16 protein-coding genes are annotated in these 21,660 nt (G+C 66.1%); 10 read left to right on the top strand and 6 right to left on the bottom strand.

The genetic code is table 11. From position 1 onward, the window contains the following. Positions 1 to 45: 45 nt before the first annotated feature. The 3 genes from Q9K01_RS04115 to Q9K01_RS04105 form a co-directional block, all read right to left on the bottom strand. Positions 46 to 705, bottom strand: coding sequence for a hypothetical protein (locus tag Q9K01_RS04115; RefSeq protein ID WP_305928923.1), 660 nt, complete (start codon positions 703 to 705; stop codon positions 46 to 48). Between the two features lie 467 nt (positions 706 to 1,172). Beyond that, positions 1,173 to 2,579 carry a glycosyl transferase family protein gene (locus tag Q9K01_RS04110; protein WP_305928922.1) on the bottom strand — a complete coding sequence of 469 codons (1,407 nt, stop codon included), beginning with the start codon at positions 2,577 to 2,579 and terminating at the stop codon, positions 1,173 to 1,175. A 245-nt stretch (positions 2,580 to 2,824) separates the two neighbouring features. Then, the gene (locus Q9K01_RS04105) at positions 2,825 to 3,592 is read right to left on the bottom strand and encodes a TorF family putative porin (RefSeq protein ID WP_305928921.1); all 768 of its coding nucleotides are present in this window, start codon (positions 3,590 to 3,592) and stop codon (positions 2,825 to 2,827) included. A gap of 266 nt (positions 3,593 to 3,858) precedes the next feature. Between Q9K01_RS04105 and Q9K01_RS04100 the strand changes: the two genes are divergently transcribed. Further along, positions 3,859 to 4,665 carry a metallophosphoesterase family protein gene (locus Q9K01_RS04100; protein WP_305928920.1) on the top strand — a complete coding sequence of 269 codons (807 nt, stop codon included), beginning with the start codon at positions 3,859 to 3,861 and terminating at the stop codon, positions 4,663 to 4,665. Further along, positions 4,662 to 5,972, top strand: a complete 1,311-nt coding sequence (locus Q9K01_RS04095; RefSeq protein ID WP_305928919.1) for a UDP-glucose dehydrogenase family protein — start codon at positions 4,662 to 4,664, stop codon at positions 5,970 to 5,972. Before Q9K01_RS04100 ends, Q9K01_RS04095 begins: the two co-directional genes overlap by 4 nt. A gap of 46 nt (positions 5,973 to 6,018) precedes the next feature. On the opposite strand, the gene Q9K01_RS04090 is transcribed toward Q9K01_RS04095, so the two are convergent. Both Q9K01_RS04090 and Q9K01_RS04085 read right to left on the bottom strand, forming a co-directional pair. Beyond that, a complete protein-coding gene (locus Q9K01_RS04090) occupies positions 6,019 to 7,842 on the bottom strand; it encodes a DUF885 domain-containing protein (protein ID WP_305928918.1) in 1,824 nt (607 codons plus the stop codon). A 163-nt stretch (positions 7,843 to 8,005) separates the two neighbouring features. Continuing rightward, positions 8,006 to 9,286: a metal-dependent hydrolase family protein gene (locus tag Q9K01_RS04085; RefSeq protein WP_305928917.1), complete on the bottom strand. Its 1,281-nt coding sequence runs from the start codon at positions 9,284 to 9,286 to the stop codon at positions 8,006 to 8,008. A gap of 131 nt (positions 9,287 to 9,417) precedes the next feature. Between Q9K01_RS04085 and Q9K01_RS04080 the strand changes: the two genes are divergently transcribed. Then, positions 9,418 to 11,475, top strand: a complete 2,058-nt coding sequence (locus Q9K01_RS04080; RefSeq protein ID WP_305928916.1) for a S9 family peptidase — start codon at positions 9,418 to 9,420, stop codon at positions 11,473 to 11,475. 59 nt (positions 11,476 to 11,534) lie between these two features. Here Q9K01_RS04080 and Q9K01_RS04075 read toward each other — a convergent pair whose 3' ends face one another. Then, entirely contained in the window at positions 11,535 to 12,425 is an 891-nt protein-coding gene (locus Q9K01_RS04075) for a MipA/OmpV family protein (RefSeq protein WP_305928915.1), read from the bottom strand. Positions 12,426 to 12,549: 124 nt separating this feature from the next. On the opposite strand from Q9K01_RS04075, the gene crtY reads away from it, so the two are divergent. The 7 genes from crtY (at position 12,550) to Q9K01_RS04040 (ending at position 21,658) form a co-directional block, all read left to right on the top strand. Next, positions 12,550 to 13,737 carry a lycopene beta-cyclase CrtY gene (crtY, locus tag Q9K01_RS04070; protein WP_305928914.1) on the top strand — a complete coding sequence of 396 codons (1,188 nt, stop codon included), beginning with the start codon at positions 12,550 to 12,552 and terminating at the stop codon, positions 13,735 to 13,737. Beyond that, positions 13,734 to 15,284: a phytoene desaturase gene (locus tag Q9K01_RS04065; RefSeq protein WP_305928913.1), complete on the top strand. Its 1,551-nt coding sequence runs from the start codon at positions 13,734 to 13,736 to the stop codon at positions 15,282 to 15,284. Before crtY ends, Q9K01_RS04065 begins: the two co-directional genes overlap by 4 nt. Further along, on the top strand, positions 15,281 to 15,862 hold the full coding sequence (locus Q9K01_RS04060; RefSeq protein ID WP_305928912.1) for an LOG family protein: 582 nt from the start codon (positions 15,281 to 15,283) through the stop codon (positions 15,860 to 15,862). Before Q9K01_RS04065 ends, Q9K01_RS04060 begins: the two co-directional genes overlap by 4 nt. A gap of 49 nt (positions 15,863 to 15,911) precedes the next feature. After that, positions 15,912 to 16,898 (top strand): phytoene/squalene synthase family protein, encoded by a 987-nt coding sequence (locus Q9K01_RS04055; protein ID WP_305928911.1) that lies wholly within the window; start codon positions 15,912 to 15,914, stop codon positions 16,896 to 16,898. Positions 16,899 to 16,934: 36 nt separating this feature from the next. Then, entirely contained in the window at positions 16,935 to 18,800 is a 1,866-nt protein-coding gene (locus Q9K01_RS04050) for an ATP-binding protein (protein WP_305928910.1), read from the top strand. A gap of 87 nt (positions 18,801 to 18,887) precedes the next feature. Beyond that, positions 18,888 to 19,523, top strand: coding sequence for a glutathione S-transferase family protein (locus Q9K01_RS04045; protein WP_305928909.1), 636 nt, complete (start codon positions 18,888 to 18,890; stop codon positions 19,521 to 19,523). Positions 19,524 to 19,804: 281 nt separating this feature from the next. Beyond that, entirely contained in the window at positions 19,805 to 21,658 is a 1,854-nt protein-coding gene (locus tag Q9K01_RS04040; RefSeq protein ID WP_305929175.1) for a DEAD/DEAH box helicase, read from the top strand. Positions 21,659 to 21,660: the final 2 nt, after the last annotated feature.

The following is a 21,660-nucleotide window of genomic DNA, read 5'->3' as shown; positions in this document are numbered from 1 at the left end:
TGCGGCCCCTATCCCAGCACGCCCGGCGATGTAAGTCGCGGCGGCTCAGAAAGAGGTCGATAGCGTCAGCGCCGCTCCCGACGAGGGTTCCGCCTCGCCCGCGATCCGCAGGCGGTAATCTGCGGCCAATTTTACCCTGCCCTGCCCGATGCGCAAATCTACGCTGGCGGTCGGGCCGGCATCGAGCCGCGCCACTCCTTCCTGAGCGCCGCCCCATACTCCGGCGCCGACGGCGAGTGCCCCGCGCGCGAAGCGCTTGGCGTCGCGCTCGACCACGAGGCTGCCATCGGCGAAGGGAGTGGCGAACTCGCCACCGACATAGCCCGCCTGCGCGTAACCGCGAACCCGGGCGCCCAGCGGCAACGCCTCGTCGATGCCCGTCGTAACGAAAGCCGACGGGCGCAGTTCGGTCCGTTCGCCGAGACGAGACAGCCGGACCTCTGTATGCGTGCGCAAGGGAAGCGCGGCCAGTGGTCGGATGCTGACGCCAGCCGCGAGATCGGCCTCGCGCGTATCGATCGCTCCGGTCGCGCGCAGATAGGCCTGCGGCAGAAGCCGGCGACCCGGCCCGAGTTCGTAGCGCAGCAATGCTCCGAACTGGCTCTCGCCGTAGGTCGGGGCGAGCGGCCCCGCACCCGGGTCGGCCACGCCGCCTTCGCGCAGGAACAGCCAGCCATCGATCGAGAAGCGCCGCGGATCGCCCACCGACGCAGGTTTGAGAGAGAGCGAGTAAGAGGCAGCGCCAAGGGGCGTCGGCTCTTGGTACCGTTCCAAGGAGCGCGTTCCGTGGGTGGAGGAAGGAGACCTTGCGAAAGGCAAGGTTTCGATTTGCACTCCGCTCAGCATCGGCATCGGAAAGGGAAATCGAGGCGGCACCCCGGCGCGAAGGACACTGCTGGATAATCGCTTTCCCGGAACGCCATCGGTTTCGTGGGCGGCATGGACCCGCCGGGAAGCCGGCGAGCCTGTTCGTCCGCTGGGGCCGCGACCCTCCGTTCGGAATGTCTGGTCTTCTGTGGCGAACGGCACCAGAGCATCGCTCCTCGGGTTCGGCGTTGACCAGAAGCTGGCGCGCAAGCCTATCCAACAAGCAAGTACCAACAGCATGATCGCCAGCGGCTGACCCCGGATTGAGCGCGATGTCGGCAGAGACCCGAGGGTCGGCCGGACGATCATATCGAGCCGTGCTCCCGCATGAGCGATGCGGGATGGTCGAGGTGCTCCGTCTTGTCCCATTGTGCTTCCGCGCCGCGCAACGTCGCAATGTAAGCCATTAATGCGCGGCGTCCTGCCATGATCGCGATACAATTCGAGACCGGTATGCGCACGACTGCCAGCAACCCTTCACGCCAGCCGAATTCGCGGCCGGTAAAAATTGCCCGGATCAGCGCGCGCCAGACGACCGCGATGCCACAGATGGCCAGCATCGTCGCAAGCAGGGGCGATGCCTTGAAAGGGACGAATAAGCCAAACCACCCGGCGATGCCGATCAGGCCGGACCCGAGGACAAGGAGATAGGCGAGCGCCAAAAGGAATGCGGCGAATGGCCCCTGCCGGTCGCGCAGCTTCATCCATGTCCGCAGGAATCCGCCGTTCCAGCCCAGTCGATCCCAGCCCTGCAGGGCGATTCCGTGAATCCAGCGTGTTTTCTGCCGGATGGCTGTGTCGATGCGCGATGGGAAATAGGCCCGCGTTGCGATCAGTCTCCCCTCTCGGGTTCGCAAACGCAGGAACCGGTCGCGCCCGCCAATGGAGCCCACATTGAGCCCGAATTCATAATCCTCGGTCAGCGAAGTGGTTGCAAAAGGGCCCAATCCTCCGGTAAGTTCGGCCAATCGCGCCAGTGTGCAGCGCTCCACCGCGCTCCCCACCCCGGCGCCCGGAATGCCCGCACCGAGCCCGCTGCGGACGACCATCACTTTGCCATGGGCTTCGGCAAATTCGTCGCAGTAATGACTTCCGATGAAGCGGGAGCGCGGTTGCGGCAGCGCAAGCACCGGAAGCTGGATGAATTCGGCATGATCGAGCGCCATGTCGAGTGCGGCAAGCGCCGCCGGATCGACCATGTCCTCGGCGTCGTGGAGAACGACCATGCGCGCGCGCCGCCCGGCGCGTTCCTCTTCGGCGACCAGCGCCGCATAAAGCGCGTTCAGGCAGTCGGCCTTGCTGGTCGGCCCATCGCGATCATGAACCACCAGATGGACCCGCGCATCGCTGCGCGCGACGATCGAGGCCTCGTCGAACGTAGCCGGATCGTTGCGATAGCATCCGATGAAGAAACGCACCTCGGCTTGCGGCCATGCCAGCAGCGAATGGGTCAGCATCGGGCGAATGACACGCGCCTCGTCCCACGCGGGCACGAAAATCGCGGCGATCCCCGCAAGCGGTCGAGCGCGCAATTCGGCTTCGTCGACGCGCCCGGTGGCGGCCTTCCCCCGCAGCCGGAGCCAGCCATAGGTCAGATCGACGGCGAATTCGTCCAGCGCACCGAGAATGAAAAAGAAGGTTGCGAACAGAAACAGCTCATGCTGGACCAGCGCAAGCCATTCGGCAGCATCGAGCTGAGACAGTAACCCCATCACTTATCCCCCTGGGAATTCGTGTATGGGGGAGTCCGTTTACTTGCAACGATTTTGAACGCAATAGATTGCTCAGGTAACCGCTACAAAGCGTAGTACTGGCAAAATAATCTCATCCGATTCGGAGGTAATCGCCGGATCGATCGGCGTTTTCCGCTAACGGGCGGAGGGAATGAAACGCTGCCGGTGGCCCAATACCAGACCGAAGGGGGCGGCGTTCTGGTCCGCCCCCGTTCGGATCCGGATCAGAAGCTCGCGCTGAGCGTCACCACGAAAGCGTCATCGACGAAATCATACGCACCGACCGGAATGTCGCCCTCGGCACCGACATAGGCAGCGCTGATCGACAGCGGACCGTAGAGTTCCGCTTCCGCGCCGATCGACCAGTCGAATGCCTTGCTGTCGTTGGTGAAGGTAAGAAACCCGTCGGTGTAGCCGAGATGACCGGTCACGCTGACCGGCGTCCCGGGAATGCCCACCCCGAGATCGGTATATATGTAGAAATTGTCCGTCCCGCCCAGCGAGTCCTGCTCGGGCGCATAGGCAACGCCGACGGTCGCTTCGGCGGGTCCGAACGCGAAGCCCACCGAGCCATAGACTTCGACATAGTCGAAATCGCCGGGACCGGCGTCCGGATAAAGGTAGCCGATCACGCCGACATCGGCAGAGAGCCCCTCGGCGAAATCGCCGCTCCAGCCGCCGTAGATGTCCACTTCGGTCGATCCGAAGCCGACGGTGGTTTCATCCAGCGACGACGCCCAGGTCCCGACGTAGAACCCGGATTCGGTCCCAAGATCGAAGCCGCCCTGGATGGCGATCTCGCCACCCGACAGATCGACGCCGCGGAAGCGGTACTCGCTCGTCAGCGCGACATTGGCCGAGATCGTGATCGGGCCTTCGGTTTGCTCCTCGACCTCATCGGCCGGAAGGACGGTCTGCGCGAAGGCAGGAGCGGATAGGGTAAAACTCGCCAAGACGAGCGATGCGGCGAGGCCGCGCGAGGACGTGAGCATGACAGACTCCTGATGGTTGTCGCTTCGTCCCACCTGCAAACGCGTCGGGCCCAGGTTTTCGTGCGGGTTCCTCGATCGTGTTCGCAACCATATTTCACAAACCATACACCGAAAGCAAGTTTCGACCGCGATTATTACGGATACGGGGCCGCTTGCGTGGTTTTTGTGCAACTGCGAAGACCGCGATCGGCATCCCACAGTTGCTCGCCAGCGCCGGTACGCCTATGCGGCTTGCAACGCTCCGTTCCGGGGCCATCTGAACGACCATGCTCAACTCCATCCGCCAGATATTCCGCAGGGCCAGCGCGCCGGCCAAGCTTGCGACGGTGCCGGAAGGCGAGCGTTACTACGTCGTCGGGGACGTTCATGGTCGCCTCGACCTGTTCGATGCGCTGCGCCGGGCGATCGAAACCCACGATGGTGCGTCGCCAGCCTCCCGCTCGACCGTAGTCCTGCTGGGGGATCTGGTCGATCGCGGCCCGCAGAGCGCCGGCGTCATTGCCGCCGCGCGCGAATGGCAGAGCCGCCGCCCGCTGCGCTGCCTCGCCGGCAATCACGAAGAAATGTTTCTCGACAGCTTCGAGGACAAGGACGTGCTGCGGCACTTTCTCAAGCATGGCGGCCGCGAGACCATCATGAGCTACGGCATCTCGCGCAAGGACCTCGACGCGCTCACGCTGGGCGAACTGCAGGACGAGCTCGTGCGGCTGATCCCGCAGGACGACCGCGCCTTCCTTCAGTCGTTGGATGAGATGGTGATCGCCGGAGACTATGTCTTCGTCCACGCGGGCGTCGATCCCTCGCGGCCGATCGAGGACCAGAGTCGCAACGATCTGTTGTGGATCCGCGAGCGCTTCCTGCGTCATGTCGATCCACTCAGCCACGTTGTCGTCCATGGTCACACCATCTTCGAGGATGTCGAGGATCGCGGGCATCGGATCGGGATCGATACCGGCGCCTTCCGGACCGGCGTTCTGACGGCGCTGGTGCTCGAGGGTGCGGAGCGACGCTATATCCAGGCCGTCGACGCCGACGGCACGATCACCATTCGTCACACCGGGGGTATTTCATGAAGATAGCGATGGTCGGCTCGGGTTATGTCGGGCTGGTTTCCGGCGCCTGCTTTGCCGATTTCGGCCATGAAGTGGTCTGCATCGACAAGGACGAGACGAAGATCGCGCGGCTGCACGAGGGGGTGATGCCGATCTACGAACCCGGCCTCGACAAGCTGGTCGAAAGCAACGTCAAGGCGGGACGACTGACGTTTACGACCGATCTGGCACAAGGCATCGCCGGCGCCGAAGCGATCTTCATCGCGGTGGGCACCCCCAGCCGCCGCGGCGACGGGCACGCCGACCTGTCGTTCGTCTATGCGGTCGCCGAGGAAATCGGCGCGAGCCTGTCCAATGATGCGGTGGTTGTGACCAAGTCGACCGTTCCCGTCGGCACCGGCGACGAAGTCGAGCGCATTCTCGCCGAAAGCGGCACCACTCATCGCTTCGCCGTGGTCTCCAACCCCGAATTCCTGCGCGAAGGCGCGGCGATCGGCGATTTCAAGCGTCCCGATCGGATCGTCATCGGCGCGCAGGACGAGTTCGGGCGCGAGGTCATGCGCGAGGTCTATCGGCCGCTGTTCCTCAACGAGTCGCCGATCCTGTTCACCGGGCGTCGCACCAGCGAGCTGATCAAATACGCCGCCAACGCCTTTCTCGCGACCAAGATCACCTTCATCAACGAGATCGCCGATCTGTGCGAAAGCGTCGGTGCCGATGTCCAGGACGTCAGTCGCGGGATCGGGATGGACAATCGCATCGGCTCCAAATTCCTCCATGCCGGTCCCGGCTACGGCGGCTCCTGCTTCCCCAAGGACACGCTGGCGCTGCTCAAGACAGCCGAGGATTACGACACCCCGGTGCGGGTCGTTGCCGCAGTTGTCGAGGCCAATGAAAGCCGCAAGCGGGCGATGGGTCGCAAGGTGCTCGATGCGTTGGGCGGCAAGGATGCCGCGCGCGGCAAGCGGGTCGCGCTGCTCGGGCTGACCTTCAAGCCGAACACGGACGACATGCGCGATTCTCCCGCGATCGCCGTGGCGCAGACGCTCACCGATGCTGGGGCCGCGGTGTTCGCCTACGATCCCGAAGGCATGGAAGCCGCCCGGGCGTTGATGCCAGAAGTGAGCATGTGCGACGATCCCTACACCGCCATAGAGGGCGCGGATGCGATCGCCATCGTGACCGAATGGGACGCGTTCCGGGCGCTAGACCTCGACCGCGTCAAGCAGATCGCCAAGGCCCCCGTGCTGGTCGATCTGCGCAACATCTATCGCCCCGCGGACGTCCGCGCGCGCGGCTTCGAATATGTGAGCGTCGGACGCAGCTAGCGGCGAGACCCGCGCCCGTTTTCGAACGAGCGCGGGGTCGCCGCACTCAGCCTCCGCCCGCCGCGATCCAGCGGTCGATCTTCGCTTCCAGCACCGGCAGCGGCAGCCCGCCGGTGCCGAGCACCTGCGCATGGAAGGCCTTGATGTCGAAATCCTCGCCCAGCCGCTGCTCGGCCCGCTGGCGCAGTTCCTGGATCTTGAGCGCGCCGACCTTGTAGGCCAGCGCCTGGCTCGGAATAGCGATATAGCGTTCGACCTCGGCCACCACCTCGGTGCGCGTCATGCCCGAATTCGCCAGCATGAAGTCGATCGCCTGCTCGCGGGTCCAGCCCTTGGAATGCAGCCCGGTGTCGACCACCAGCCGCATCGCGCGCAATTGCTCGTCCTGCAGCGTGCCGTAGCGGTTCCAGGGATCCTCGAAAAAGCCCATCTCCTCGCCCAGCGTCTCGGCATAGAGCGCCCAGCCTTCGACGAAGGCGGTGGTGCCGCCGAAGCGCATGAAGGCGGGCAGCGCCTCGTTTTCCTGTGCGAGGCTGATCTGGAAGTGATGCCCCGGCGCACCCTCGTGAAGATAGAGCGTGACATTGCCCGTCGTCAGCCGGCTGGGCAGGTCGTAGGCGTTGAAATAGAACACCCCGGGGCGCGACCCGTCGGGCGCACCCGATTCATAGGACCCGCCCGCCGAGAATTCTTCGCGGAAGGTTTCGTAGGGCCGGATCTCGAGCGGCGCCGCAGGGGTCAGCGAGAACAGCTCGTCGATCTTGGCATCGACCTGCTTGCCGATGTCGTAATAGCTCTGCGTCAGCGCCTCGCGGCTTTCGGGCTTGAATTGCGGATCGGTGCGGACGTAGTCGAAGAATTCGTCGAGCGTGCCCTCGAAGCCGACCTCGGCCTTGATCTCTTCCAGCCCGGTCTTGATCCGCGCGACTTCGCTCAGCCCCAGTTCGTGCAGGTAATCGGGTTCGAGCGGCAGCGTGGTCGTGCTCTCGATCAGCTGGCGATAGAGCGCCTCGCCGCCCTTCATCTGCGACAGCCCCACGCTCGTCCGCGCGCGCGGCAGATATTCGTCGCGCAGGAAATCGCGCATCCGCTCGTGCGCCGCATAGATGTCCTGCGTCGCGGCGCGATAGTCCTCGGTCAGCCGGGCTTTTTCGGCAGCCGTAAAGCTGTCGGGGAAGTTCTTCACCGGCATCCAGAAGGGCGAATCCTCCAGCGGCATCGCGATCTGCGTGTCGAGCTGTTCGATCACATTGCCGATCGTGAGCCTGGTTTCCAGCACGCCGGTCTCGAGCCCGTCGCGAAACAGCGCGATCGCGCGGTCGTTGAGTTCGATGTAGTTCTTATGCCGACTGAGATTGTTCTCGTAATCCTCGACCGTCTTGAACGGGGCGGCGCTCTGGCCGCTGGCAAAGGTCGGGTAGAAGGTATGGAAGCCCGAGAAATGGTTCACCGGGCGCACCTCTGTGACCGCAATGATTTCGTCGGTCAGTCCCTTGAGCGCCTGCTGCTGGTTGTAGGCGAACACATCATAGGCCAGCCGGTCGGTCTCATCGAGCGCGCTGCGGTCGATGGCGCGCAACTGCTCCAGATTGCTCTGCGCATCGACGCGGCTCGCGTCATTGTATTCGTCGGTAAGGAAGTCGCCGATCCGGTCGGCGTAGCGCATGTCGCCGCGGAACAGCGCGCTGATGGGGTTGAGCTTGAGTTCGCGCTCGTCAGCATCCGCGAACAGCGCGAACAGCCGGTCGTGTTCCGACTGCGTTGCCGAAGCAGCTTCCATGGCGGGCGGACCGGCCTCGCGCGCAGTGGTGGTGCAAGCGGCGAGCGAAAGCGCGGCACTCGCGAGCAGCGCGATGCGGATTGTCTGCATAGTAGATTCCCCTCTCAATTCGTCCTCAAATCGTCATCGCGAGGAGCCCACTTGGGCGACGCGGCGATCCATGGATTGCCGCGCCTTGCTGGCGCAAAATTCGCAATGACGAAACCGCTAACGCGATTTCAATCGACCAGCGTCGGTGCAAATTCTGCGAAGGCTACTCGGCGATCCGCCCGCGCACCATCACCCACTCGACGTCCTCGAGCACGGTGACATCCTCGAGCGGATTGCCCGCGATCGCGATCATGTCGGCGGAATAGCCGGGCGCGAGCCGTCCGATCTCGTCTTCCATCTGCAGCACCTGCGCCGCGACGGTGGTGGCGCTGGCGAAGGCTTCGCGGTGCGGCATGCCCTGCGCCACCATCAGCGCGAATTCCTCGGCGTTGCGGCCGTGGTCGAACACCCCGGCATCGGTCCCGAAGGCGATCGGGACGCCCCAGCGATAGGCCCGGCCCATGAACACCTTGGCGGTTTCGGCGACCGCGCGGATCTTGTCCTCGACCACCGGGGTATAGATCCCCTGCCCCAGCCGCTCGGTCACACCCTGGAACGCCATCAGCGTCGGCACCAGCACGGTGCCGTTCGCCTTCATCGCCTGCGCCGCAGCCTCGTCGAGATAGGTCGCATGCTCGATGCTGTCGATTCCGGCCCGCGCCGCCGCCTCGATCCCGCGCGCGCCATGCGCATGCGCCATCACCTGCAGCCCGAGCGAATGAGCGGTGTCGGCGATGCTCTTCATCTCGGCGTCCGAGAAATGTGCCTCCAGCCCGCGGCCCTGCTGGCTCAGCACCCCGCCGGTAGCGGTGATCTTGATCACGTCCGCACCGTTCTGGCTCGCGCGGCGGACCTTCTCGGCGCATTCCACCGCGCCGGTGCAGGTGTAGCCCGAGGTGAGCACCGCGTTGACCTCGGGGCGGAAGCCCGAGACGTCGCCGTGCCCGCCGACGATGGCGAGCGCCGGTCCGGCGGCGACGATCCGCGGCCCCTCGATCATGCCTTCCTCGGTCCCGCGCCGCAACGAGAAGCCGCTGTGCTGCGCGCTTCCCGCCTCGCGCACGGTGGTGAAGCCCGCGCGCAGCGTCTTCGCGGCGTTCTTCGCGCCCACGACCACGCCCCACTCCTCGGGCTCGACCGCGTCCTTCCAGAAATCGCCGCCGGGGTCGCCGGTCAGATGGACGTGCAGGTCGATCAGGCCCGGCACCACGGTCATGCCCTCGAGCCGGACCGTCTCGGCACCCGCGGGTGCAGGGTTCCAGCCCGACTCGATGCTGACGATCCGCCCATCGGTGACCGTGATCGTCGCCGGGCCAGTCGGCTGGCTGTCGGCATCGGCGATGACATTGCCGGCATGGACCACTGTCGTGTCGGCCAGAGCGGGGGCGGCGGCCAAGGCAATGGGCAGTGCGGCGGCCAGCGCCAGCGGATAGGTACAACGCATGATCATTCTCCCGTTTGGGCGGATTGATGCCTCGCGAGCGTCTCTCGCACAAGCGCCAGTTTGCCATGCGCGCCTGCCTCGCTATGAGGTCTCCATCCCAATTTTCATGATCGAGAGAGGATCGCCCAGCCATGACCTGCCGGACAATCGCCAACCTGCTGCTCGCCTCCAGCGCCCTCGTCGCAACCGCCGCTTCAGCGCGCCCGATGACGCCCGAAGACGTCGCCCGGCTGGAGAGCGTCGGCACCATCGCAGTCGGTCCCGACGGTAGCCGGATCGCCTACACCACCGTCAGCCTGCCAGACGTGACTGCGGGCGAGGAAAACGCCGGACCGGAACAGCAGTTGAGGCTCGCTTACGGACCGGGCAACGCGCGCGATTTCCTCCCCGCCGACATGGATGTGAGCAACATCGCCTTCTCGCCGGACGGGCGCTGGATCAGCTTCCTCTGGAGCCGCGAGGACGAGGACCGCGCCGTCTGGGGAATTCCGATCGATGGCGGCGCGCAGCGCAAGCTCGCCGAGATCGCCGGTGCCGGCGTTCGGAGCTACGCCTGGAGCCCGGACGGCAGCCATATGCACCTGCTCGCCAGCGCCGCGGAAGACAAAGCGCGCACAGCGCAAAGCGAGGCTGGCTTCGATGCCATCGTCTATGAGGAAGAGGCGCGGCTCAACCGCCTGTTCCGCGTCGCGATCGGCGATACCATCGATGCCCAACCGCAGACGATCGCCATTCCCGGCTATGTCAGCGGTTTCGACATCGCGCCCGATGCGCGCCATGCCATCATCGAGAGCGCACCCACCCCACAGGTCGACGACAGTTACACCTCGAAGCGCGTGCACATCCTCGATCTCGCCACCGGAACCGTGCTCCGGGTGGTCGAAACGCCGGGCAAGATCGGCGATGTGGAGATTTCACCCGACGGCACCCGTCTGTCGATGATCGCCGGGGTCGATATCAATGATCCCGCCGCGACCACGTTGTATTTCGTCGATGTCTCCACCGGCCAATATCGCGCGCTCAATCAGGGCGCGCCCGAGGCAGCAGTTGATGCCGAGTGGCTCGCCGACGGGCAGTTGGCGGCAGTGATCCACAAGGGCGCGCAATCGGCGCTGCGGATCTACGACGCCAACGGCAGCGTCGCGGCGGAGCACGACGGCGGCAATCTGATCCTGTCCGCGGTGGAATCCGACGGCGGCCGGATCGCGGTCCGGGCATCCTCGCCCAGTCACCCGAGCGAGTTGTTCGTCTGGAACGATGGTGGCTTTCAGCGCTGGACATCGCACAATCCCTGGCTGTCGCAGATCGACATGGGGCAGCAGCGCACCGTCACCTACACCGCCCGCGACGGGCAGACGGTCGAAGGCGTGCTGATCGAGCCGGTCGGCGGTGCGCCCGCCGGTGGGGCGCCGCTGATCCTCGATGTTCACGGCGGCCCGGAAGCGCATGATTCCAATGGCTGGGTCACCAATTACAGCGGCCCGGGACAGGTCGCGGCCGGTCAGGGCTATGCGGTGTTCCTGCCCAATTATCGCGGCTCGACCGGCTATGGCACCGCCTTTTCCAAACAGCATCAGGGCCGCTACACTGATCCCGAGTTCACCGACCTGGTCGATGCCAAGCGCGCGCTGGTCGAGATGGGGATCGCCGATCCCGAGCGCGTCGGGATCACCGGAGGTTCCTATGGCGGCTACGCCACCGGCTGGGCCTCGACCTATTTCAGCGACGAGTTCGCTGCAGGTGTGATGTTCGTCGGAATATCCAACCAGATCAGCAAGTTCGGCACCACCGACATCCCCTACGAGATGTACAACGTCCACAGCCTGGCATGGCCGTGGGACGACTGGCAGAAGATGCTCGAGGTCAGCCCGATCTACCACACCGACAAGGCCGAGACCCCGCTGCTAATCATGCACGGAGCCGAAGATACGCGGGTTTCGCCGTCGCAGAGCTACGAGCTCTATCGCTCGATCAAGGTCCGCAAGCCCGAGACCCCGGTGCGGCTGGTGCTCTACCCCGGCGAGGGGCATGGCAACAATCGGGCGGCGGCGCGCTACGATTACAATCTGCGGATGATGCGCTGGTTCGAAACCTATCTCAAGACCGGCGACCGCGATGCGGAGCTGCCGGCTCCGCGGCCGATCCTGGCGCCGGGAACGGTCGGCACGGAATCCGCCACCAGCGACTGACACGGAAAAGGGCGGCTCGATGAGCCGCCCTTTCTTCGTTCAACCGCGGCCGGACAAGGTCAGAAGGTGTAGCCGATCCCGACTGCCCCGAGGAACTGGTCGGCCTCGCCGCGAATGCTGGTGAAGGGCGAATCCTTGGCATCGCCGAGCATCCGCGAATAGCCGCCCAGCCCGATCAGCGCGAGCCCGCCATCGGTGACGTCCCCGTTGAGATCGAAGGCCAACAGCACATTGACGCCCGCGCTTTCGAACCCGCCATCCGCCTCGAACCCCGGCAGGACATCGGCGGCGGGTAGCGCGGCGTTGGTGACGGGGACCGAATAATAATAATCGGCATAATCGTCGTCGATATATTTGGTGCTCAGCGACAGCGAGACCGCGATCGCGCGGCTCAGCGGGGTGAAATAGGTGATCGAGGGGCTCACCGACATCCCGTCATGCGCGCCCGCCACATCCCATGCGGCATCGACCGAGAAGCTGAGGCTGTCGAACGGACTGAGCAGTTGCGGAAAACTGACCCCGGCGCTGGGGCCGACCTCGATCGCGGTATCCAGCTCGCCATAGGCCTCGACCACCGGATCCTTGATGCCGTCGAGATCGGCCCGGTCGCGGTTGAGCTTGATCACCGGCCCGAGAGAGAAGGCCACGCCCTCGTCGGGATCGGGAATGAAATCGAGCGCGACCCCCGCCGGGCGCGGACTGATATCGATCCCCGCCAGCGACCCCTGGACGATCGGCAGGACGAAGCTACGGTAATCGTCCGAACCCGAATAGCTGGCGCTATATCCGACGCCGACGCCAACCGTGAGGTAGTCGCCGTCGAACACGGTGTCCTCCGGCAATTCGACCGCGTCGGCGCGAACGCCGGGCGTACTGGCGCTCTGAGCGGCGAGCGGGGCGGCAGTGAGCACTGTTCCGGCGACCATCAGGCCAGCAGCGAATGTTTTCATGATTTCCCTCAAAATGAATTTCAAATCACAACGGGCTGCTGGCCTGCATGTTCCCGCGCGTTCAATGGCCCTTGCATTCCTTCGCATTGCCCAACTCCGCGTTGCTACCTAGAGCAAAGCGGCAATGAGCGGGCACCCTCTCGATATCGCCGTGGTCGGGGGCGGACTGGCCGGGGGGCTGATCGCCCTCGCCATTCATCGCGCCCGGCCCGACAAGCGGATCGCGCTGATCGAAACAGGAGGCAGTTTCGGCGGCAATCACCGCTGGAGCTGGTTCGCGGGCGATCTCGATTCCGAGGGCGACGCGCTGCTGGCGTCTTTTCCGCAGACGGTCTGGCCCGAGGGCAACCGGGTCCGCTTTCCTGCCTACGGACGTCGGTTGGCGGGCGAATACCGCTCGCTCGCCAGCAGAGATTTCGACGCCACGCTGCGCCGCCTGTTGCCGCAGGAGTCGATCATGGCGGGAACGCGGGTCGAGCGGCTGTCCGAAACCGGCGTCGAACTCGCCGGCGGCGGCCAGCTGCGCGCGGCAAGCGTGATCGACTGCCGCAACGCCGTACCCTCCCCGCATCTAACCGGCGGCTGGCAGCTGTTCATGGGCCGCCACCTGCGCTGCGACAGTCCGCACGGAGTGATATGGCCGGTGATCATGGACGCGAGTGTCGAACAGCCGGGCGCCTACCGCTTCGTCTATGTCCTGCCCCTGGGGCCGCAGGATATCTTCGTCGAGGACACCTACTATGCCGACGAACCCCGGCTCGACCGGGCGCTGCTTTCTGAGCGGATCGCCGCCTATTGCGCGGCGCACGGCTGGAGCGGCGAGACCGTATCCGAGGAAACCGGCGTCCTCCCCGTCGTGACCGGGGGCGATTTCGTCGCCTATCGCCGCAGCCTGGCGGTGCCCGGGGTGGCGCTGGCCGGCGCGCGCGGCGGCTTCACTCACCCGCTGACCAGCTATACGCTGCCGATCGCGGTCGCCAGCACGCTCGCCATCGCCCGCAATTCGGATCGCACGGGCGAGGACCTGGCGCGCTTCGTCGATCGCCGGGCGCAGGAGCACTGGCGTGCCACCCGCTTCTACCGTCTGCTGGGCAAGATGCTGTTCGAGGCCGCCGAACCCGAGCTGCGCTACAAGGTCTTCGAGCGCTTCTATCGCCTCCCCGAACCATTGATCGAACGCTTCTACGCCGCGCGCTCGACCCGGCTCGACGGTTTGCGCATCCTGACGGGCAAGCCGCCCGTCTCCATCCCCCGGGCCATCGCCGCGCTGCTTGGCAAAGGCAGGCCGCTCGTCCAAGGACGTCAGCAATGAACGCGACACCCCACGATATCGCCCCCGATCCGGTGCAGAGCGCACCGACCGGCAGGACCGCCTGCGTGATCGGCGCGGGCTTCGGGGGGCTGGCGCTGGCCATCCGCCTCCAGTCCGCGGGGGTCGCCACCACGGTGATCGAATCGCGCGACAAGCCCGGCGGCCGCGCCTATGTCTTCGAGCGCGAGGGCTTCACCTTCGACGCCGGGCCGACCGTCATCACCGATCCCGACTGCCTGCGCGAATTGTGGGCGCTGTCGGGGCACGACATGGCTGCGGACGTCGATCTGATGAAGGTCATGCCCTTCTACCGGCTGACCTGGCCCGATGGGACGCAGTTCGACTATTCCAACGACGAAGAGCAATTGTTCGACGAGATCGCGCGGATCAACCCCACCGATGTCGCGGGCTACCAGCGCTTCCTCAAATATTCCGCCGAGGTCTACGAGGAGGGCTACGTCAAGCTGGGCCACGTGCCCTTCCTCGATTTCAAATCGATGCTCAAGGCCGCGCCCGCGCTGGCGCGCAAGCAGGCGTGGCGCAGCGTCTATTCGATGGTCAGCCACTTCATCGAAGACGAGAAGCTGCGCGAAGCGTTCAGCTTCCACACGCTGCTGGTCGGCGGCAGCCCGATGAAGACCAGCGCGATCTACGCGCTGATCCACAAGCTCGAGAAAGACGGCGGCGTGTGGTGGGCGCGCGGCGGCACCAACCAGTTGATCGCCGGGATGGCGCGTCATTTCGAGCGGCTGGGCGGAACCGTACGGCTGGGCGATCCGGTGGTTCAGGTCCACACGCTGGGCACGGTGGCGACCGAAGTCGAAACCAAATCGGGCTTCCGCCAGCGGTTCGATGCGGTCGCCAGCAATGCCGACATCATGCACAGCTACAAGGACCTGCTGAGCGGGAACGGGCGCGGCGCGAGCTACGCCAAGAAGCTGGCGCGCAAGAAGTTCTCGCCCAGCCTGTTCGTGGTCCATTTCGGGCTCGAGGGGAGCTTCCCCCACATCCCGCACCACATGATCCTGTTCGGCCCGCGCTACAAAGGGCTGGTCGACGACATCTACAAGCACGGCGTGCTGCCCGCCGATTTCTCGGTCTATCTGCACCACCCCAGCGTGACCGATCCCAGCGTCGCGCCCGAGGGCAAGAGCACCTTCTACGCGCTGGTCCCGGTTGCGCATGCCGGCAAGCTGGCGGTCGACTGGGAAGAAACCGGTCCGCTGCTCGAGAAGCGCGTGCTCGACGAGGTCGGTAGGCGGCTGGATATTCCCGATATCCACGAGCGGATCGTGACCAAGTTCCATTATAGCCCGCGCGATTTCTCGCAGGATCTCAACGCGCATCTGGGCAGCGCTTTCAGCCTCGAGCCGCTGCTCACCCAGAGCGCCTGGTTCCGCGGTCACAACCGCGACGACGTGATCGGCAATTTCTTCCTCGTCGGCGCCGGAACCCATCCGGGTGCGGGCATTCCCGGGGTGGTCGGCAGCGCCAAGGCGACCGCCGGGCTGATGATCGAAGATCTGGTCGGAGCGACGCACGCGTGAAGAGACTTGCCGTTTACTGCGGATCGGCGACGCCGAAGGACCCGTGCTACATGGAACTCGCCCGCGCGGTCGGCGAAGGGCTCGCGTTGCGCGGGATCGGAGTCGTCTATGGCGGCGGTCGGCTCGGGCTGATGGGCGCGGTCGCCAAGGGCGCGCTCGACGCCGGGGGCGAGGTGATCGGGATCATCCCCGAGGCACTCGCCAGTTCCGAGGTCGCCAATCACGATTGTACGCAGTTGCACACCGTCTCGGGAATGCACGAGCGCAAGCAGCGCTTCACCGATCTCTCCGACGGTTTCATCACCATTCCGGGCGGGGTGGGGACAATGGACGAATTGTGGGAAGCGATCAGCTGGGCGCAGCTGGGCTATCACGACAACCCGGTCGGTCTGCTCAACGCCTTCGGCTTCTTCGACCATCTGCTCGCCTTCAACCGCCACATGGCCGAGGTCGGCTTCATCCGCCCCGCGCATCAGGGGATCATGATCGCCGACGAGACGTTGGACGGATTGCTCGACAGGATGGAACGCTATCAACCGCACACGCCGATCTTCCAGATGACCGCCGCCAATCTTTAGCCAGAGCCAGGTTTTGAGCAAACAACGCCCTCTCGCTCCATCGAGCTACATGCGCAGCACCCCCGCAGTGGCCGGCGGCGGGCGCAATCGCGCGTCGCTGGTGCGGCAAGCGCGCGCTGCGATCGAGGAAGGCTCCCACAGCTTCGCCGCCGCTTCCAAGCTGTTCGACCGCCGCACCCGCGAGCGCGCATGGCTGCTCTACGCCTGGTGCCGCCGCTGCGACGACATCGCCGACAATCAGGAGATGGGTGGCCCGCTAGGCGATCAGGGCAATCCCAAGAGCGCCGAGGACCGGGTCCAGGCCATTCGCGTGCTCACCCGCCGCGCCCTCGAGGAACAGCCGACCGCCGACCCGGCCTTCGACGGCTTCGGGCTGGTGGCGGACGAATGCAATCTCTCCCCCGAAATGGCGGGCGACGTGATCTCCGGCTTTGCGCTCGACGCGGGCGGCTTCACCCCCAAGAACGAGCGCGACATGCTGCGCTATTGCTATCATGTCGCCGGCGCGGTCGGGATCATGATGGCGCGACTGATGGGCGTGCCAGAGGACGATGGCGAGACGCTCGACCGCGCCTGCGATCTCGGGCTCGCCTTCCAGATCGCCAATATCGCACGCGATATCGTCGAGGACGACGCGGCCGGGCGCTGCTATCTGCCCGCCGAATGGCTGGCGGAGAAGGATTTCGCTCCCGGCGAACACGCCAAGCCGCACAACCGCTTCGTGCTCGCCAGCCTGATGCCGCGGCTGATCGGGATGATGGAAACATACGAGGCGGCGGCGCGGCTGGGCGCGAAGAAGCTGGGCTTCCGCAAGCGCTGGGCGGTGCTCTCGGCGGCCAATATCTACGGCGCGATCGGGCGCAAGGTGCTGGATCGGGGGCAATTGGCATGGGACCGGCGGGTGGTGGTGCCGGGCTACGAGAAACTGTGGCACGTGATCCGCGGCTTCGGACAGGCGCTGGTCAATCGCCCAGCCGGGCCAAGCGTGCCGATCACCTGGACGCGGCACGACTTTCGCCCCGTCGCGGGCTGGTAGCTTGATGCGCGGTCATGGGGCGGCTAGCGCGCTGGCATGATCACCAAGCTCCTCATCGCCAATCGCGGCGAAATCGCCTGCCGCATCATCCGCACCGCGCGCGAGATGGGGATCGCCACCGTCGCGGTCCATTCCGACGCCGATGCGAACGCGCTGCACGTCCGCCAGGCCGACGAGGCGGTGAATATCGGCCCCTCCCCCGCCGCCGAGAGCTATCTGCGCGGCGAGACGATCATCGCCGCGGCCAAGGCCAGCGGTGCCGAGGCGATCCACCCGGGCTACGGCTTCCTGTCGGAGAACGCCGCATTTGCGCAGGCGGTGATCGACGCCGGGCTGATCTGGGTCGGCCCCAGGCCCGCCAGCATCAGCGCGATGGGCCTCAAGGACGCCGCCAAGAAACTGATGCGCGCCGCCGGGGTCCCGGTGACCCCGGGCTATGAGGGCGAGGACCAGTCGGTCGAGCGGCTCGCGCGAGAGGCCGAGGCAATCGGCTACCCGGTGCTGATCAAGGCGGTCGCGGGCGGCGGCGGCAAGGGGATGCGCAAGGTCGACGACCCCGCCGCCTTTGCCGAACTGCTCGACAGCTGCCGCCGCGAGGCGAAGGCCAGCTTCTCCAACGACGAGGTCCTGCTCGAGAAGTGGATCACCAGCCCGCGCCATATCGAGGTGCAGGTGTTCGGCGATAGCCACGGCAACGTCGTCCACCTGTTCGAGCGCGACTGCTCGCTCCAGCGGCGCCACCAGAAGGTGATCGAGGAAGCCCCCGCCCCCGGTATGGACGAAGCGACCCGCGATGCGATCTGCGCCGCCGCGGTCCGCGCCGCGAAGGCGGTGGACTACGAGGGCGCGGGCACGATCGAATTCATCGCCGATGCGAGCGAAGGCCTGCGCGCCGATTGCATCTTCTTCATGGAAATGAACACAAGGCTGCAGGTCGAGCATCCGGTGACCGAGGAGATCACCGGGGTCGATCTGGTCGAATGGCAGCTTCGGGTGGCGAGCGGCGAACCGATCCCGCTGGCGCAGGACGAGCTTTCCATCGAGGGCCATGCGATCGAGGCGCGACTCTATGCCGAGGACCCGGCCCGGGGCTTCCTGCCGAGCACCGGACGGCTCGACCATCTCGATCTGGGCCGCGCGGGCCGGATCGAAACCGGGGTCGAACAGGGCGACACGATCTCCCCCTTCTACGACCCGATGGTCGCCAAGCTGGTCGCCTGGGGCGAGACCCGCGACGATGCCATCGACACGCTGCTGGCGATGGCCGACGGGGTCGAGATCTGGCCGGTCCGCACCAACGCCGCTTTTCTCGCCAATGCGCTGGGCGACGACGATTTCGCCTCCGCGCGGCTCGACACCGGGTTCATCGAGCGCAAGGGCGAGGCGCTGATCGCCGATGGCGAGCCCGACCCCTCGGTCCGCGCCGCCGCCGCCGAACTCGTGTTGCTCTCGGCGGGCGCCTATCGCGATCCGCTCGCCGGCTTCCGCCTCAACCGCGCTCCGCGGCTCTCGGTCGCGCTGAGCCGCGATGGCGAAAGCCAGGTGGTCGATCCCGCCGGGCAGGCGCCGTTCGAACCGCTCACCGGCTTTGCCGATGCCGACCGGGTGGTGGTGTTCCACGAAGGTCAGGCGCATGAATTCGGGCTGGCGACGCGCGGCTCCGGCGCGGCCGCCGCAGGTGACGGCGCCATCGTCGCGCCGATGCCGGGCAAGGTGATCGCGGTCGATGTCGCCGAAGGCGATGCGGTCAAGAAGGGCGACCGGCTGCTGGTGCTCGAGGCAATGAAGATGGAGCATGCGCTGACCGCGCCCTTCGACGGGAGGGTGACCGAGCTCTCCGCCAGCGAAGGCGCGCAGGTGCAGGTCGAAACCGTGCTGGCGGTGGTCGAGCCTGCGGAATAGCCCCATCGCGCCCGGATGGCGAATGCGCATGGACCGCTTGCCGGTTCATGCTATGTTCCTCATGTCGCGACTCGCCGGGAGGATGGCATGGCCGAACTGATTTTCTACACCAATCCGATGTCGCGCGGGCAGATCGCGCGCTGGATGCTCGAGGAGACCGGCGCGCCCTACGAACAGCGCCTGGTCGAGTATGGCGACGCAATGAAGGGCCCCGAATATCGCGCGGTCAATCCGATGGGCAAGGTGCCTGCCATCGTCCACGAAGGCCGGACCGTGACCGAATGCGCCGCGATCTGCGCCTATTTGGCTGAAGCCTTTCCCGAGGCGGAACTTGCCCCCGCCGCAGACGAACGCGCCGACTATTATCGCTGGCTGTTCTTCGCCGCCGGACCGCTCGAACAGGCGATCACCAACCGCTCGATGGGCTGGGAAGCCCCCGCGGACAAGCAGCGGATGGTCGGCTACGGCCAATTCGAGCTGGCGGTCGGCGTTCTCGCTGACTGGCTGGCGGACCGCGATTATGTCTGCGGCACCCGCTTCACCGCGGCGGATGTCTATGTCGGCGCGCAGGTCGACTGGGGGCTGTCCTTCGGCTCGCTGCCTGCGAACCCCGCCTTCGAAGCCTATGCGGGCCGGCTGCGCGAGCGCGCGGCCTACAGCCGCGCCAAAGCCATCGACAACGAGTTGATCGCCGCAGCGCAGGCGGCAAACGCGGACGCCTGAGCACCGCCCGGCAAGCGGTGATCGGACCCCTGCCCCGCTCGTCGGGCTGGGTGTCCCTTTCCGGCCGATCGGACCGATCCGGCCCTTCCACGGTTGCCCCCAACCGGTCGTCAAAAACAGTTGAAGCCAAAGCGGCCCCTTTGCTGTATAGGCCCGCCCCCAGAACAAGGCGATGGACCGCGCGGCAATGGCTGCGCTGGCCGAAGCCTCTGCGCTTCGCCGCAAAACCCCTCAATCCTGCCGGCCCGCCTCCCGCGACCTGGCCCATCCCCGTGAGCATGATGACCTTTTCCAATCTTCCGCCCGTCCTGGCCACCGCGCTGGCCGAACGCGGCTATGAAAAACCCACCGAAGTCCAGGCCGCGGTGCTCGCGCCCGAAGCCGCAGGCCGCGATCTCGTCGTCTCCGCGCAGACCGGTTCGGGCAAGACTGTGGCCTTCGGGCTGGCGCTGGCGGAGCAATTGCTCGACCGCTTCAACACCGCGACCGAACTGCCGCTGGTGCTGGTGATCGCCCCGACCCGCGAACTCGCGCTGCAGGTCAGCCGCGAACTCGGCTGGCTCTATGCCGGCACCGGCGCGCGGATCGCCACCTGCGTCGGCGGGATGGACGCGTCCAAGGAACGCCGCGCGTTGCGCGATGGCGCGCATATCGTCGTCGGCACCCCGGGGCGGCTGCGCGACCATCTCGAGCGCGGCCCGCTCGATCTGTCGCAGCTCCACACCGCCGTGCTCGACGAGGCCGACGAGATGCTCGACATGGGCTTTCGCGAAGATCTCGAGGAGATTCTCGATGCGACCCCCGCCGGTCGCCGCACGCTGCTGTTCTCGGCGACCATGCCCAAGCCCATCGTCACGCTGGCCAAGCGTTACCAGCAGGATGCGGTGCGGATCGCCACTGCCGGAGACCAGCGTGGCCATGGCGACATCGCCTTCCAGGCGGTGACCGTGTCGCCCGCCGAGATCGAGGCGGCGACGATCAATCTGCTGCGCTTCCACGAAGCTGAAACCGCGATCCTGTTCTGCGCCACGCGCGACAACGTCCGCCGTCTCCACGCCACGCTGCAGGAACGCGGCTTCGGCGTGGTCGCGCTTTCGGGCGAACATTCCCAATCCGAACGCAACCAGGCGCTGCAGGCGCTGCGCGATCGTCGTGCGCGGGTCTGCGTCGCCACCGATGTCGCCTCGCGCGGGATCGATCTTCCCAGCGTCAGCCTGGTGATTCACGTCGAGATCCCGCGCGATGCCGAAACGCTCCAGCACCGTTCGGGCCGCACCGGGCGCGCAGGCAAGAAGGGCACCGCGGTGCTCATCGTCCCCTACCCGCGCCGCAAGCGGGTGGAATCGATGCTGCGCGGCGCCAAGATCGATGCCCAGTGGATCGATGCTCCCACCCCCGAGAGCATCCGCGCGCAGGATCGCGAGCGGCTGCTCGGCGCGCTGCTCGAGCCGGTCGAATTCGAGGACGAGGACCGCAAGCTGGCAGAGCGGCTGATGAGCGAGCGTTCCCCCGAGGATATCGCCGCGGCGCTGGTCCGCGCGCACCGCGCCGCGATGCCGCAGCCCGAGGAGATGATCCCCAACACGCCCGAGGCGCGTCAGGCCGCGCAGAAGGAACGCCACCGCCCCGGCTTCGAGGATACGGTCTGGTTCAAGATGGACATCGGGCGCAGCCAGAACGCCGATCCGCGCTGGATCCTGCCCCTGCTGTGCCGCCGCGGTCATATCACCCGCAACGAAGTGGGCGCGATCCGGATCGGCGGCAACGAAACCTATTTCCAGGTCCCGCGCGCCATTTCCGAACGCTTCGCCGATTCGCTGGTCCGCACCGCCAAGGACGAGAGCGAGGAAGACAGCGTCCGCATCGAAGCCTCCGAGGCGCCGCGCGAATCCGCGCGCGTCCATCGCACCGCCGGCGGCAAGCCCGCCAAGCCGCACCATCGCGGCAAGAAGCCCAATTCCTTCGGCCCCAAGGGCGGCGGTGGCGGTGGTGGCGGCGGCTACAAGGGTGGACCCAAGGGCGGCGGCTACAAGGGCAACAAGGGCCCCCGCCCCAATGATTCCCGGACCGGTCCGGTGAAGACCAGCGGCGGCGCTACGGTGAAACCCAAGGGTAACAAAGACCGCAATCCGTGAGT

The sequence above is a fragment of the Qipengyuania benthica genome (genome assembly GCF_030717865.1).
Classification (GTDB): domain Bacteria; phylum Pseudomonadota; class Alphaproteobacteria; order Sphingomonadales; family Sphingomonadaceae; genus Qipengyuania; species Qipengyuania benthica.
Note: the sequence above shows the minus strand (reverse complement) of the source record. Positions and strands in the feature narration are given on the sequence as shown.

Coding starts and splice junctions, on each gene's coding strand:
- Q9K01_RS04040 (WP_305929175.1), top strand. CDS start 19,805: ATGACCTTTTCCAATCTTCCGCCCGTCCTGGCCACCGCGCTGGCCGAA.
- Q9K01_RS04095 (WP_305928919.1), top strand. CDS start 4,662: ATGAAGATAGCGATGGTCGGCTCGGGTTATGTCGGGCTGGTTTCCGGC.
- Q9K01_RS04110 (WP_305928922.1), bottom strand. CDS start 2,579: ATGGGGTTACTGTCTCAGCTCGATGCTGCCGAATGGCTTGCGCTGGTC.
- Q9K01_RS04065 (WP_305928913.1), top strand. CDS start 13,734: ATGAACGCGACACCCCACGATATCGCCCCCGATCCGGTGCAGAGCGCA.
- Q9K01_RS04090 (WP_305928918.1), bottom strand. CDS start 7,842: ATGCAGACAATCCGCATCGCGCTGCTCGCGAGTGCCGCGCTTTCGCTC.
- Q9K01_RS04085 (WP_305928917.1), bottom strand. CDS start 9,286: ATGCGTTGTACCTATCCGCTGGCGCTGGCCGCCGCACTGCCCATTGCC.
- Q9K01_RS04055 (WP_305928911.1), top strand. CDS start 15,912: ATGCGCAGCACCCCCGCAGTGGCCGGCGGCGGGCGCAATCGCGCGTCG.
- Q9K01_RS04100 (WP_305928920.1), top strand. CDS start 3,859: ATGCTCAACTCCATCCGCCAGATATTCCGCAGGGCCAGCGCGCCGGCC.
- Q9K01_RS04075 (WP_305928915.1), bottom strand. CDS start 12,425: ATGAAAACATTCGCTGCTGGCCTGATGGTCGCCGGAACAGTGCTCACT.
- Q9K01_RS04050 (WP_305928910.1), top strand. CDS start 16,935: ATGATCACCAAGCTCCTCATCGCCAATCGCGGCGAAATCGCCTGCCGC.
- Q9K01_RS04080 (WP_305928916.1), top strand. CDS start 9,418: ATGACCTGCCGGACAATCGCCAACCTGCTGCTCGCCTCCAGCGCCCTC.
- Q9K01_RS04105 (WP_305928921.1), bottom strand. CDS start 3,592: ATGCTCACGTCCTCGCGCGGCCTCGCCGCATCGCTCGTCTTGGCGAGT.
- Q9K01_RS04045 (WP_305928909.1), top strand. CDS start 18,888: ATGGCCGAACTGATTTTCTACACCAATCCGATGTCGCGCGGGCAGATC.
- crtY (WP_305928914.1), top strand. CDS start 12,550: ATGAGCGGGCACCCTCTCGATATCGCCGTGGTCGGGGGCGGACTGGCC.